At 51.5% G+C, this 12,996-nt stretch carries 14 protein-coding genes; 8 read left to right on the forward strand and 6 right to left on the reverse strand.

All coding sequences use genetic code 11. The features are described 5' to 3' along the window. Positions 1-16 precede the first annotated feature (16 nt). From I6N93_RS13030 to I6N93_RS13050, 6 genes are all read left to right on the forward strand, one after another. Entirely contained in the window at positions 17-937 is a 921-nt protein-coding gene (locus tag I6N93_RS13030; protein ID WP_085689572.1) for a LysR substrate-binding domain-containing protein, read from the forward strand. A 127-nt stretch (positions 938-1,064) separates the two neighbouring features. Beyond that, positions 1,065-1,262 carry a tautomerase family protein gene (locus tag I6N93_RS13035; protein ID WP_085689574.1) on the forward strand — a complete coding sequence of 66 codons (198 nt, stop codon included), beginning with the start codon at positions 1,065-1,067 and terminating at the stop codon, positions 1,260-1,262. 104 nt (positions 1,263-1,366) lie between these two features. Next, positions 1,367-1,750 (forward strand): NmrA family NAD(P)-binding protein, encoded by a 384-nt coding sequence (locus I6N93_RS13040; protein WP_197669161.1) that lies wholly within the window; start codon positions 1,367-1,369, stop codon positions 1,748-1,750. 48 nt (positions 1,751-1,798) lie between these two features. After that, positions 1,799-2,263, forward strand: a complete 465-nt coding sequence (locus I6N93_RS13045; RefSeq protein ID WP_254900122.1) for an NAD-dependent epimerase/dehydratase family protein — start codon at positions 1,799-1,801, stop codon at positions 2,261-2,263. 220 nt (positions 2,264-2,483) lie between these two features. Further along, entirely contained in the window at positions 2,484-2,618 is a 135-nt protein-coding gene (locus tag I6N93_RS17360; RefSeq protein ID WP_254900121.1) for a hypothetical protein, read from the forward strand. A 276-nt stretch (positions 2,619-2,894) separates the two neighbouring features. Then, positions 2,895-3,578: a TetR/AcrR family transcriptional regulator gene (locus I6N93_RS13050; protein WP_085689576.1), complete on the forward strand. Its 684-nt coding sequence runs from the start codon at positions 2,895-2,897 to the stop codon at positions 3,576-3,578. Positions 3,579-3,818: 240 nt separating this feature from the next. On the opposite strand, the gene I6N93_RS13055 is transcribed toward I6N93_RS13050, so the two are convergent. Beyond that, positions 3,819-4,940: an NADH:flavin oxidoreductase gene (locus tag I6N93_RS13055; RefSeq protein ID WP_085689578.1), complete on the reverse strand. Its 1,122-nt coding sequence runs from the start codon at positions 4,938-4,940 to the stop codon at positions 3,819-3,821. 102 nt (positions 4,941-5,042) lie between these two features. On the opposite strand from I6N93_RS13055, the gene I6N93_RS13060 reads away from it, so the two are divergent. Beyond that, positions 5,043-5,435: a winged helix-turn-helix transcriptional regulator gene (locus I6N93_RS13060; RefSeq protein ID WP_085689580.1), complete on the forward strand. Its 393-nt coding sequence runs from the start codon at positions 5,043-5,045 to the stop codon at positions 5,433-5,435. Positions 5,436-5,666: 231 nt separating this feature from the next. Here the strand turns inward: I6N93_RS13060 and I6N93_RS13065 are convergent, their stop codons facing one another. From I6N93_RS13065 to I6N93_RS13085, 5 genes are all read right to left on the reverse strand, one after another. After that, positions 5,667-6,647 (reverse strand): LacI family DNA-binding transcriptional regulator, encoded by a 981-nt coding sequence (locus I6N93_RS13065; protein WP_085689582.1) that lies wholly within the window; start codon positions 6,645-6,647, stop codon positions 5,667-5,669. 105 nt (positions 6,648-6,752) lie between these two features. Next, positions 6,753-7,904 carry a Gfo/Idh/MocA family protein gene (locus tag I6N93_RS13070; RefSeq protein ID WP_085689584.1) on the reverse strand — a complete coding sequence of 384 codons (1,152 nt, stop codon included), beginning with the start codon at positions 7,902-7,904 and terminating at the stop codon, positions 6,753-6,755. Then, positions 7,897-8,973, reverse strand: coding sequence for a sugar phosphate isomerase/epimerase family protein (locus I6N93_RS13075; RefSeq protein WP_085689586.1), 1,077 nt, complete (start codon positions 8,971-8,973; stop codon positions 7,897-7,899). Before I6N93_RS13075 ends, I6N93_RS13070 begins: the two co-directional genes overlap by 8 nt. A gap of 15 nt (positions 8,974-8,988) precedes the next feature. Continuing rightward, the gene (locus I6N93_RS13080; RefSeq protein ID WP_085689588.1) at positions 8,989-10,230 is read right to left on the reverse strand and encodes an MFS transporter; all 1,242 of its coding nucleotides are present in this window, start codon (positions 10,228-10,230) and stop codon (positions 8,989-8,991) included. Positions 10,231-10,586: 356 nt separating this feature from the next. Continuing rightward, positions 10,587-11,588: an alpha/beta fold hydrolase gene (locus tag I6N93_RS13085; protein ID WP_085689590.1), complete on the reverse strand. Its 1,002-nt coding sequence runs from the start codon at positions 11,586-11,588 to the stop codon at positions 10,587-10,589. Between the two features lie 333 nt (positions 11,589-11,921). On the opposite strand from I6N93_RS13085, the gene I6N93_RS13090 reads away from it, so the two are divergent. Next, positions 11,922-12,878 carry a Gfo/Idh/MocA family protein gene (locus I6N93_RS13090; RefSeq protein ID WP_085689592.1) on the forward strand — a complete coding sequence of 319 codons (957 nt, stop codon included), beginning with the start codon at positions 11,922-11,924 and terminating at the stop codon, positions 12,876-12,878. Positions 12,879-12,996 lie beyond the last annotated feature (118 nt).

A 12,996-nucleotide genomic window follows, 5' to 3' on the forward strand; every position in this document is an offset into this window, starting at 1 on the left:
AAGGCGTATTGGTAACATGTCTGTTTCTGACTCGACCGAATCTTTCCGCGGCATTGTCCATTTCGTCGCAGCCGCCAACGCACAGAGCTTCACTGAAGCCGCGGAACAGCTTGGCATAACAAAATCCGCCATAGGTAAAAGCATCAGCCGTCTTGAGCGCAGCCTGGGAACGCCACTCTTTCACCGCACCACACGCAAAGTCAGCCTCACGACCGAAGGCGAGACTTATCTGGCAAGCTGCCAGAGCGCGCTGGATATCCTACAGTCGGCGGAAAAGGCCCTACGTTCGAAGCTCACGGAACCGTCGGGCATGGTGCGAATCGATATGCCCGCCGCGTTTGGCCGTTCCGTCATGCTGCCTGTCCTGCTGGATATGTGCCGGCGTTATCCGCATCTGAAACTCACGCTGACCTTTAATGACAAGATTATCGATCCGTTGGATATGGGCTTCGATCTGGCGATTCGTTTCGGTCCTTTAAAGGACAGTACGGATCTGATCGCGCGGCGGCTGAATGAGCAACGCCTGATCCTGTGCGCCTCTCCCGCGTATCTGGCGCAGAATGGCATACCGCGTTCCCTTGACGAGTTGAAACGACAGCGCTGCATTATGGCCTGGCGCGGTGGTAAGCCGCTGGGCTGGCTGATTAAAGGTAACGATGGGAAGGACGTAAAATTCAATCCATCGCCTTTTCACCAGATCAGCGATGGCGACGCCATGATTGAAGCCTGTGTGGCGGGTGCGGGGATCGTGCAATTTCCTGAGTCTTTGCTGCGGCCCTACATTGAAACAGGGAAGCTGGTTAAGTTTTTACCTGAGCTCACGCCATCGGCTACGGAACTGAATGTCATCTGGCCTCGCTCACGCCACCTTTTACCCGGAGTGAGGTTTATCATTGATGAGCTGGTCCGCCTTTCTGCAAAGAATGCCTTTTCCTGATTGTAGAATTTATCTCTACTCAGCGTGTTCTTATTGCACCTTTATCAACCTGACGGTTAGCACTAGGATTAAAAGTGTCAGAATGATCTGACGAATACCTTGTTCAAGCTCTCTAAGGGGATCCAATATGCCAGTCGTTAACATTCAGATGTTCGAAGGCCGCGACGAAGCCAAGCCGGCCATCGCCAAAGCCGTCACCGACGCCATTGCCGAACATGCCAATGTCGATCCGCAATATGTATACGTGATTTTTAATGACGTAAAGACTGACAACTGGGCCATATCCGGAGAACTCTTTTCCGAAACGCTGAAAAAACCAGGCTGAAAATTGCTATATCCTCCCTCACCTATCCAAGCCGTTGTTTGACCATAAACAACGGCCTTGGTGCATGTCGTTTTATATGATCACCGATAAAAAGGAGGCTCTAAGTGAAAATTTTCATTACTGGATCAACAGGATATATCGGCGGCTCACTGTCAGTCTATTTAAGCTCCGCCGGACACCGCATTCGAGGGCTGGTTCGTCATCCAGAGAAGGCTGGGCTGCTGACGGAAAGAGGGATCGAACCCGTTATCGGCGACCTGAGCGACCGGGAGTTGCTCACCCGCGAGGCACAGCAGGCCGATGCCGTCATCAATGCCGCCGACAGCGACGATCTAAAAACAGTAGAAACATTGTTGGCGGCCCTTGGAGAAAGTGGCAAACCGCTCATCCATACCAGCGGAACCAGTGTCATTGCCGATATGAGTGATGGTAATAAGGTCAGTAATACTCTCTTTGATGAGAACAGCACACTGCTCGTCACATTGTAAAAACAGGCACGAAGAGCGATTGATGAGAAAATACTGGGTGCAAAGGGAATACGCGGTATTGTCCTATGCAACAGCCTCATCTACGGGGAAGGAAAGCTTCCAGGCACCCGCAGCGTACAGATCCCGCTTCTCATGAATCAGGCCAGGGAGAGCGGTGTAATGCGCATTGTTGGGAAAGGCGTGAATATCTGGTCGAATGTCCATATCGACGACCTTTGCGAACTTTACCGGCTGGCGCTGGAAGAGGCGCCATCAGGCGCATTCTATTTTGTAGAAAATGGAGAGACATCCTTTGCTGAATTAGGGGCGGCGCTGGCGAAACGCCTTGACGTTCAGGGACCGGAAGGCTGGTCAATAGAAAAAGCCGCGCAGGTATGGGGTCAAAGCCGAGCCCGCTTCTCATTAGGCTCCAATAGCAGAGTCAGAGCGGTACGCGCCCGTCGGGAATTGGGCTGGAAACCGCAACATAATTCCATTATCCAGTGGATCCTGACCGAAATGGCCATCCAATAGCAGCCCGTTGCGCTGGCGAAAAGTACCAAGAGACAGGGTCCCCGGTTCGCCCCCATGAGATTATTCCATACAAAACGTTCGCAGAGCCTAACTCAAATGACGCTTTATCCGCCGGAACCTCCCTGTTTATCATCCCATAGCGTCCGTTGTTTTATATCGGATTAGCGATTGGCTTCATGCCAGTCGCTCAGGTAATGAGATCAACATACCGGGGGAATTTATGAGTCTGATTCGAACCTTACCTTTTTCTCTCGGCTTGTTCTGTGCCGTCGAAATGTTCTCCGCAGGCGCCGCGGTCAGCCTCGCCGTCGGCGATTTCACCCTGTCCGGCGTATCACTTGAACAGGGGTGTTAAAAGGCGAGACGGGGTTGGTGCCCGGCTCGAATCAGGCAGCGTGGTTTTTTTTCACAATTTAACAGCCACAGCTGCCGACTGAAGCTGATAAAAAACATCACAGGCACAAGCAACATGACATGAAAATAGGATTCAAAATCAACAGACAAAGCGACATCAGCGACTAAACTCATCAATAACACGATCGTTAATGTAGATTGACAACATTGAAACGACACTCCACGTTTCGGTATTGTGCTTATACTGATCTGCGACCAGAAATTCGACGGAGCATGAATGTCCAGAAGCAAAACAGAAAACGTTCGCAACGCCTTCCTGACTGCGGCAAGAGATGTTTTTCTCGACGCCGGTTTTGCTCACGCTACCATGGACGCAATAGCAGCAAGATCAGGTAGCGCTAAATCTACGCTATACCGCTATTTTGACTCGAAAGAGTCGTTGTTTTCTGCCTTGATAACCAAAGCATCGCAAGAACAGGATGGTGAAATAATCAACTTTTTATACCGCAGCGGACATGCCCCGCAGTTTAGCGGCCCACCAGGAAACGCGATAGATTCGCTGGATTTTCCCGATCGTGCAGAAGACTGCCAATATGCACTTATCAAATTTGGGCAGTACATCCTGACCAGTTTTCATACGCCGCAGTCACTTGCCGTGCGACGGATGATGATTGCCGCCTCAACAAACCCTGACGTTGGCCGGTTATTTTATCAGCAAGGTTCCGCCCGGGTGGTTTATCATCTTGAACAATATTTCAAACCATTAATTGAGAAAGGCTATTTTTACAGTTCGGATCCACACGTTGTCGCCTGTCATTATTTCGGCTTACTGGAATCAGAGATAAATGAAGCCGGTTTATACAACGTGATTGTCCAGCTAAGCGAGGGACAAATATCAGATATTGTTTCACGCGCGGTAGAAGTCTTTATGCGTGCATATGTGCGCAAATTTCCAGAGTAAAAGGTTTAGCCCTCCCACATTCATTGCCTCAAAAATAACCACTACTGTCTCCCCACTTTGCGGCGCCGTATTGCTCAGCGGCCAATGCTGATGGCCATGGAGACTATCTGGAAAAGCGACTTTCATACGCTCTTGTATGGCTTCCGCCCGGAACGGACGTATCCATCATGCGAACCGCAGCCCCCATGCAGAAGTCGCTGAACAGGGGCTTTGTAGATCGCGCTACTGAGTTATCGGGTCCTAGACCAGCGTATTTAACGCGTCGGCGGTAAAATCCTGCAGCGCTGCGTGATTACCCTTACGGATTTTGATTGCCCAGCTTGGATCGCTCAGCAATGCGCGACCGACAGCGATCAGATCAAACTCGTTGCGTTCCAGCCGCTCGATAAGATTGTCGAGGCTGGCGGATTTGGCCCCCTCACCGGCAAAGGCGCCCATGAAGTCGCTGGAAAGGCCAACGGATCCTACGCTGATGGTCGCGGCACCGGTCAGTTTCTTCGCCCAACCGGCAAAGTTTAACCCGCCTTCACCGTCGATATCTGGAAACTCCGGTTCCCAGAAACGGCGCTGTGAGCAGTGAAGCATATCCACACCCGCGTCAACTAACGGAACCAGCCAGTCTGCCATCGCATCAGGCGTTGATGCGAGACGCGCCGTATAGTCCTGTTGCTTCCACTGGCTGACGCGTAAAATAAGCGGAAAATCGGGGCCAACCGCGTTGCGCATGGCCTTGATTACCTCGGCGGCAAAACGAGAACGCTGTTTCAGCGTTGCGCCGCCGTAGCCGTCGGTGCGCCGGTTGGTTTCTGCCCAGAAAAACTGATCGATCAGATAGCCGTGTGCACCGTGAATTTCCGCTACGTCAAAGCCCAGCCGTTTGGCCTCGGCCGCCGCCTGACCAAAGGCGGCGATAGTGTCGGCGATAGCTTCATCGCTCATTGCCACACCGCGTGGTTGGCCGGGAGCAATCAGCCCTGATGGGCTTTCCACCTCGGCATCCGGTACCCAGTCAGTCAGAAAACTGGCGACTGACCCCGTGTGCCACAGCTGCGGCCCCATCTTGCCGCCGGCGGCGTGAACATGGTCGATCACGCGTTTCCAGCCAGCCAGCGCTTTTTCACCGTAAAAGAAGGGGATTTTGGGGTCATTACGTGAAGCAGGCCGGTTTATCACCGTACCTTCAGAGAGAATCAGGCCCACATCACCTTCGGCGCGACGCTGGTAGTAGGCGGCAATTGTTTCATCAGGCACGCCGTCAGCTGCAAATGAACGAGTCATGGGCGCCATCACGATGCGGTTCTTCAGCACCAGATTATTTAAATGGAAAGGCTGGAACAGGACGTCGGTTTTGGATGAGGTCATAGGTTAACTCTCCGGTTAGGTTGGCGTCGTTCATAGTATATTATGTATATTACTCGTCAATCAGGTACCTCGACGCCACCTGGTTTCCCTGAGGAAACCTCTATGCTGAAAAAACGGGAAGACTGTTCCGCCACTCAATGCCTTCATCGTCTGCTGCTCGAGCAAATTGCGGACAAATGGTCCGTTCTGATACTCGCGTCCCTGTGCGAAAAACCGTTGCGCTTTAACGAGCTCAAACGCGAGCTGAAAGGCATTACCCAAAAGTCATTGGCGCAGAGCCTCAGGCGGCTGCAACGCAATGGTATTGTTGTTCGCCGGGTGATCGCCGCTTCACCCATTGCCGTTGAATACGAAATCACGCCGCTGGGCCGAACGCTTAAAGACCCCATCGAGGCACTGTGCGCATGGACCCGAAGCTATCTGCCCGAGGTCGAAGCCGCGCGGCAGGCATTCGATAGCGGGGAAGTAACGTCGAATCTGATGACGAAGATTTAGATTGAAGAGAAGCGCGCGTCGTGGAAGCGGGACCGATAGGATGGGTTAGACGGGGCAATGACCAATGACTCAATCCATGAGATACGCCTTTCAGCATCCCTTCACTCAGATCGGGCGGTTCTCCGTCGATGTTGGAATTGCCATTCCTCTGGTCGTGTATCCGCCGCTTTTTCTCCCGGTCCGCATCGCTCCAGTCATCCGGCCGATGAATAGCGGATGGGCGGCGCATCTTCAAACGCTAGCCCGGGAAATAAAGCGCCAGTCCAAAACGACCCGTTCCGCCGGCGAACCGGGATTATTGATTTTATTCAGCAGCAGCCCCACGGCTTTGCGGCCGATGTCGGCGGATGGCTGGGCAACGGTGCTTAGCTGCGGCGATACCATCTCCGAGAGTTCGGTGCCGTCAAACCCCACTATCGCCACATCATCAGGGATGGATAATCCCGCCTCTTCAATCGCGCGCATCGCGCCCGCCGCCAACGTGTCCGAAACCGTAAATACGGCGTCCGGACGTATTTCAGCCCTTAATAGATTCTCCATCGCCCTTTTGCCGGCGTAGAAGGTGAGATCGCTGGCGTACTCAACGGCGCGGTAGGTTAGCCCTTGTTGTTCCAGCACCGTTTTATAACCCTGCTCTCTCAATCGTGCATATTTATAACTCAGATCGTGGTTAATGAATGCGATACGGCCGCGTCCACGCGTGATCAGATGTTGGATGACGAATCCGGCAGCGTCGATATCATCGATCCCGACACAGGAGACGTCGCCGTCTTCGGCATATTCGGCGCACTGAACCCAGGGCATGCGATCGATCATGGTGGTTAATTCCGGTAATTTCGAGAGCGCATCCATGGTGATAATCCCATCGACAATCTTGCCGGAGAGTAGCTTCAGGCTAGATATGGAACGTTGGATATCCGTGCCGGAATTACACAATAAAATGCGATAGCCGTTTTTTTCCGCTTCTTCTTCAATGCCTTTCACCACGTCGGCGCAGAAAGGATTGGAGATATTCGACACCATCACCAAAATCATGGAACTCTTGGCGGTTCTGAGCTGGCGCGCCAGTAAGTTGGGTTGATAATTACTCTCGCTGATAACCTGAAGTACGCGTTCGCGGTTTTTCGGTTTTACCGTATCGATATCGTTCAGCACACGGGAAACCGTCGCCACTGAAACCCCGGCAAGCCTGGCGATTTTCTGAATTGACATAACGATGAAATGCCCTGAAATAACGACTTATCGGGGGAGGCTATCACAGTTTAACGGGTGACTGAATCAAAGCCCGACGCCCTTCCTGAGCATCGGGACATTCACTCATGACTCGACGCTGACCCAGCGCTGCTGCCGATAGCTTTTAACGATCGCATCAATGATAAACATCACGTTGGCACCATCATGGAAAGTGGCGAATCCACGGCTATCCGGCGACGGCTTTTCACCGTTGCGAATAGCGGAATAATACTGCGACATCATGTTTTTAAACGCATCAGGCCATCCTTCGACATGGCCGCCAGGAAAGTGCGCCCACTGCGCCGCATCAGGATTCATCAGATTAGGATCGTCAGAAAGCCATTGATTAGGCTGGCTGCGATGCCCCACCCAGAGCTTCTGCGGCGTTTCCTGATCCCAGGCCACCGACGCCTTGCTGCCATTCACCTCAAAACTCAGGCTATTTTTTCTGCCCGCGCTGACCTGCGAAACATGAAAACATCCTTTACTTCCATCATCAAAACGAAACAGCACGAACCCCATATCTTCCGTGGTAACCGGCCGGTCTTCATAGACTGCGGTTTCCTGACGTGCGGTAAAAGTCGAACCGCCCTGAACGCTGGCTTTCCGGGTCGGCCAGACGATGGACAGATCCGCCATAACTTCAGTAATGCGTCGCCCGGTGACAAACTGTACCGTATCGCACCAGTGAGAGCCGATATCCGCCACCGCGCGCGAAGCGCCGCCGATATTCGCCTCGACGCGCCAGTTGTAATCGCTCTCCAGCATCATCCAGTCCTGCAAATAGCTGCCGTGTGCCGAGAAAACACGCCCAGCCTGCCCATGACGCAACATACTGGCCGCCTGACGGACCATGGCGAACTGGCGATAAACGAAACTGACGCCATGCACCACGCCGGCGTCCTCCGCCATTTGAACCAATTCCCTTGCTTCATCCGCGGTCATGCAAAGCGGTTTCTCGGAAAAGACATGCTTGCCGGCCCGGAGGATCTTACGGTTAATGTCCGCATGCAGATGGTTCGGCGTACAGTTGTGCACTGCATCCAGGCCGGGATGCGCCAGCAACGCGTCCACATCACCATACGCATGCGGTACCTCAAGCTGCGCCGCTTTTGCGCGCGCCGCCTCTAACGGCGTGTCGCAGAGCGCAACCACCTTGACGAATCCCAGACGGCGAATAGCTTCAATATGCGCCGGTCCAATAAAGCCGGTGCCGATAATACCGACATTAATCATAATTCGTTTCTCCCCGCTTAATACCCAATATTCTATGTACGTCGGCGCAATTTCCTCCTGTCGCGGCGAACTCATCGAACGCATGATCGGAGACAGGAATAATGTGTCTGCGAATAAACTCACTGCCTTCACGCGCGCCGGTTTCGCTGTCTTTCAGGCAGCACTCCCATTCCAGCACCGCCCAACCGTCATAGTCATGCTGCGTCAGCCTGCTGAAAATGCCTTTAAAGTCGATACATCCATCGCCTGGCGAGCGAAAGCGTCCGGCTCTGTCTGACCAGCATTGATAACCGCCATAAGCACCACTACGCCCGTTGACGCTGAATTCGGCATCTTTCACGTGAAATGCTTTGATGCGCGAGTGATAAAGTTCGATAAACGCCAGATAATCCATGTGTTGTAGGTAGAGATGGCTGGGATCGAACAGAATGTTACAGCGCGGGTGATTATTCACCAGCGCCAGGAAACGCTCGAAGGTCGCGCCATCATGCAAATCTTCACACGGATGAATTTCATAACAAACGTCGACCCCATGTTCGTCAAAGCAATCCAGCACCGGCCGCCAGCGGCGCGCCAGTTCATGGAACGCTTCGCTGAGCAACATCTGATTATGCGGCGGCCAGGGATAGAGATATGGCCAGGCCAGGGAGCCGGAAAAAGTGGCGTGCGTCCGTAACCCCAAATGTTCCGAGGCCTGTGCCGCCCGTTTCAGCATGCCGGCCGCCCAGGTCTGGCGGGCGGTGCTATCCCCCCGCACCGCGTCGGGCGCGAAGCCGTCAAACGCATCGTTATAGGCCGGATGCACCGCCATCAGTTGCCCTTCCAGGTGAGTGGACAGTTCGCTAATGACCAGGCCATACTGCGCAAGTTTGCCGTTAACTTCATCACAATAGGCCTGACTGGCGGCGGCCAGTTCCAGATCGAAAATCGTTTTATGATTACAGGGGATCTGGATCGCCTTATACCCCAGAGAAGCGGCCCATGCCGCCAGCCCCTCAAGAGTATTAAACGGGGATTGCTCCCCGATGAACTGCGCCAGGAATATCCCCGGCCCTTTAATGGTTTTCATTTCACCTCCGAAGACTCAAAGCCCCTCTTTCTCGTCATATTTGAACCAGAAGAGGAAAATAAACGCGATAACCGCTGCGGCAACCGCCGGGATCCACCAGAACGTCACCCACGCTTGCGGCACCGTCTGACCGGCCACTAACGCGTTGTACAGCGCGCCGGAAATCTGAGAACCGAGCAACATCCCTATCCCGTAGGTAAACATGACAATCATGCTCTGCGCCTGCCCCTTAACTTTTTCCCCGGCCACACGATCGGTGTAGATAAAACCGACGACGAAAAAGAAGTCATAGCAGACGCCATGTAACAGAATACCGAGATACAACAGCCATCGACCTTCTTCACTCCCCCCCAACGCAAAGAACGCATAGCGTACAAACCAGGCGAACATCCCGATAAGCAGCATGTATTTCACACCCAGCCGTCTGAACAAGAACGGGATCACCAGCATGAAGAAAATTTCAGACATCTGGCCGAAAGACATGGCGGTACTGACGTCTTGTACTCCTACATCGGCAAGGTAAGAGGCGGTATAGGCATAGTAGGTACCGAGAGGAATAGAAATCAGGGTGGCGCATAGCGAGAAGATAAAGAAATGCCGGGTTTTCAATAACGCAAACGCATCGGCACAGAACAGATCGCGCAGCGCCACGGGCAAGCCTTTTGCCGGTGCCGGCGTATGCGGTAGCGTCAGGCTGTAAACCGCCAGCACCATAGAACATATCGCCGCCAATGAGAAAATATGCGCCGTTGAGGAAATACCGGTCACACCGATAAAGACCCCGGCGACAATCCAGCCGATAGTGCCGAACACTCGTACCACCGGAAAGGTTTTATCAATATCCTTCAGGCTGTGGAAGGCGATATTGTTGGTTAATGCCAACGTCGGCATATAACAAAGCGTATAACCGAACAACAGCGCGATCAGCAGCGTACCGTTTTCGCTCACGAGCGCCTGCGGCACGAACCACAGAATGGCCGCCCCGGCCACATGCATGACCGCCATCACTTTTTGCGACGGGAAGAAGCGGTCTACCAGCATTCCCAGCACAAACGGCGACAGGATAGAGGCTATCGGTCCGGCGGAAAACGCGTCGCCAATCAGCAACGACATATTGTGCTGCGTCATCACCAGCCCCAACGTTACCGACCAGCTTCCCCAAATAAAAAATTGCAGAAACATCATCAGCGATAACCGCGGCACAATGAACCGATGCGCTACGCCCAGCCTTTCACGACTTCCCGTTGTTGACATCATTTTCAGCCCCACCAGGTAAAAGTAATCGATTACAAAACAGTTTAATTAAATGTAATCGATTACTTTTAGGGTGACACAATCCCTGTTCAGATATGGGATACCAGTCACGATAAAACCTGGCGATCGGCAATCTGACAGTGTTTCGTCGCTATAGACACCACGGGAATGGATTATAAGGGATAAGGCATCGACTGGTTGAAAGTAACACACCGGCCACTGACCGTAGAAATCAGACTTTTTAATAAACCCGGTGGCTGATCCAATGGAAGGCGCACCGACTACCTTAGGCGCCGGGAACCGAACGCAGGGGCTCTCATGGCGGGCGTGATTCCGTTACGCCCGCCATGAGCACTTTTTCACTTCGCTTTCTTAAGGAAAGTCACGACATCCTGGGTAAAACGCAGCGGATTTTTGAACGCCAGGAAGTGATCCCCTTGTTGTTCTTTTGCGTAGACAAACAATTCCGATCCCGGAATAACGGAATGCATCCATTGCTGACTGGGAACGTTATGGCTGTAATCACCAGTGAAAATAGCGGTCGGCACATTAATTTTATGGCGGATCACATCACGCCAGTCGTTTGTTGCATGGTCAAAAAGCACCAGCGAGAGAAATTTGGGATCGTTTTTTATGAATTCACGAGCAAGCGCCTCTGAATTCTGAAAATATTTCGAGTCCATCGCCGCGTGACGTTCCATTGCAGCCATATCCACAATCTGGTTATTGGTTGCCGCGCCCTGGGTAAACGCCGCAATCATGCGTTCCGGCGAGGTCGTCATACCCCCAGCTTCCAGACGCTCTTTTTCCGACCAGTCCGAATGGGTGTAGATAGAAACCGGTTCGTCTATAAAAACCAGCTTGTTGATATTTTTTGTCCCGAAAAGATCGATATACGACCAAATGACCGATGCCCCCATCGACCAGCCGCAAAGGTTTACGGATTTTGCGCCAATATGGTCGATGAACTCTTTAAGGTCAGCGCTATAACGCGACAATCGGTTACCATACTCCACATGTTGCGACAACCCCTGATTCCGCGGGTCAAGCACATAGACGTGATATTGCTTACTGAGCAGAGACATAATATTGACATACTCCGCCCCGTTCCCCGACCACCCGGGAATAAAGATCAGGGGCTCGCCCGATCCCGCTTCCCAGTAGCTCAGCTTGACGCCGTCACTGGTGGTAAATGAGTTTACCTGTAATCCCTTGAAGTCCGACAGTTTTTGCGGCAATCCATCAATCTTATTCGGAAAAGAAAAATCCCGGCCAAGCACCGTTACCGCATCGGCGGCTTGGGCAGAACAGGCGGAAGCCATTAATAACATAACGCTGACTATTTTGATGAAATAACGCATAACGTTTTACCTTGCAGAGGTTATCCGGCCGTATGCACGGACACAATAGTGTGAAGATCAATAGAAAAGCTTAGTTAAATTCGACGGATTGATAAATAACTAAAAAGCATCGACATTGGAAACAATATATTTTGAATCATATCGGCTATATCTATCGGCAGTTCTTCGGTGCCCGAAAAAGAGAACATTGACGGCGTCGGGCTGATTCTTCTTTGCTGTAGATGAGAACGTCCAGCCGCAAGCCAAGCCTCATTGAAATTTACTCTACGCCGAACTTCGGGTAAAAAGAGACCACGGCAAAACGGCCATATTGAGAAATAACAGGAATCACATATGAAATTGTCAATTGTCGGTACTGGTATGATAGTCAAGGAACTTTTACCCGTACTCAAAGAGCACGACCTGACTTTGGAAGCCATTCTTGCAACCGCACACTCCCAGAAAAATGGCGAAGCATTGGGCCAAACATACGGCATTCGCAACGTTTTTACAGATTATGATTTATTATTGGAAAGCGACTGCGATGCCGTGTATATAGCACTGCCGAATCATTTACATTTTTCATTTGCCCAAAAAGCCCTCGAGAAAGGTAAGCATATTATTATTGAAAAACCCATTGTTCCGTACATCACCGAGTTGTCTTCCTTGTATCAACTGGCAAAGAAAAATAATCTAATCATTCTTGAAGCCATGAATATTCACTATCTTCCCGCCTATGCTGGCCTTAAAAATAAAATCAAAGACATTGGCGATATAAAAATTGTTCAGTTTAATTATAGCCAGTATTCGTCTCGTTATGACGACTTCAAAAAAGGAATTATCCACCCTGCATTCGACAAAGAGAAATATGGCGGTGCCTTGATGGATCTCAATATCTATAATATCCACGCCATCATCGGACTTTTCGGTTCACCGAAGACATCTAGCTACTCGGCAAATATTGAGAAGGGTGTGGATACCAGCGGGATACTTTCTCTTGATTATCCGGATTTTAAAGTATCTAGCATTGGTGCAAAAGATTGCAAAGCTCCGATAATCAATACTATTCAGGGTACAAAAGGAAATATCGTTATTGAAACGCCGATCAATAGCATGACGAAATTCACAATAAACCTGAATGATGGCGCATCAGAAGAGCTGGACTTTAATCAGGGGAAACACCGTCTCTTTTACGAATTTAAAAAATTTAATGAAATTATCGACAACAACGACACTGCGGCGGCAAACAATATGCTTGATATCAGCATCCAGGCTCTGCGTATCCTTGAGTCATCCAGAATCACACAATAATAAAGAGCATGCCTGCCATCTAACTCGCGTCGGGCATCTGTCAGCCCGACGGCGAAACGCCGGACTAATCCTTGGCGAGCCCCCTTTTTCAGCGCGCTTGCGCGGCAAAAGTGAAATG

This window comes from Lonsdalea populi (genome assembly GCF_015999465.1).
Taxonomy (GTDB): Bacteria; Pseudomonadota; Gammaproteobacteria; order Enterobacterales; family Enterobacteriaceae; genus Lonsdalea; species Lonsdalea populi.

Excerpts from the sequence above, each read along its gene's own strand:
- I6N93_RS13085 (WP_085689590.1), bottom strand. The coding sequence starts at position 11,588 with ATGCGTTATTTCATCAAAATAGTCAGCGTTATGTTATTAATGGCTTCC.
- I6N93_RS13060 (WP_085689580.1), top strand. The coding sequence starts at position 5,043 with ATGCTGAAAAAACGGGAAGACTGTTCCGCCACTCAATGCCTTCATCGT.
- I6N93_RS13055 (WP_085689578.1), bottom strand. The coding sequence starts at position 4,940 with ATGACCTCATCCAAAACCGACGTCCTGTTCCAGCCTTTCCATTTAAAT.
- I6N93_RS17360 (WP_254900121.1), top strand. The coding sequence starts at position 2,484 with ATGAGTCTGATTCGAACCTTACCTTTTTCTCTCGGCTTGTTCTGTGCC.
- I6N93_RS13070 (WP_085689584.1), bottom strand. The coding sequence starts at position 7,904 with ATGATTAATGTCGGTATTATCGGCACCGGCTTTATTGGACCGGCGCAT.
- I6N93_RS13065 (WP_085689582.1), bottom strand. The coding sequence starts at position 6,647 with ATGTCAATTCAGAAAATCGCCAGGCTTGCCGGGGTTTCAGTGGCGACG.
- I6N93_RS13030 (WP_085689572.1), top strand. The coding sequence starts at position 17 with ATGTCTGTTTCTGACTCGACCGAATCTTTCCGCGGCATTGTCCATTTC.
- I6N93_RS13075 (WP_085689586.1), bottom strand. The coding sequence starts at position 8,973 with ATGAAAACCATTAAAGGGCCGGGGATATTCCTGGCGCAGTTCATCGGG.
- I6N93_RS13080 (WP_085689588.1), bottom strand. The coding sequence starts at position 10,230 with ATGATGTCAACAACGGGAAGTCGTGAAAGGCTGGGCGTAGCGCATCGG.
- I6N93_RS13090 (WP_085689592.1), top strand. The coding sequence starts at position 11,922 with ATGAAATTGTCAATTGTCGGTACTGGTATGATAGTCAAGGAACTTTTA.
- I6N93_RS13035 (WP_085689574.1), top strand. The coding sequence starts at position 1,065 with ATGCCAGTCGTTAACATTCAGATGTTCGAAGGCCGCGACGAAGCCAAG.
- I6N93_RS13050 (WP_085689576.1), top strand. The coding sequence starts at position 2,895 with ATGTCCAGAAGCAAAACAGAAAACGTTCGCAACGCCTTCCTGACTGCG.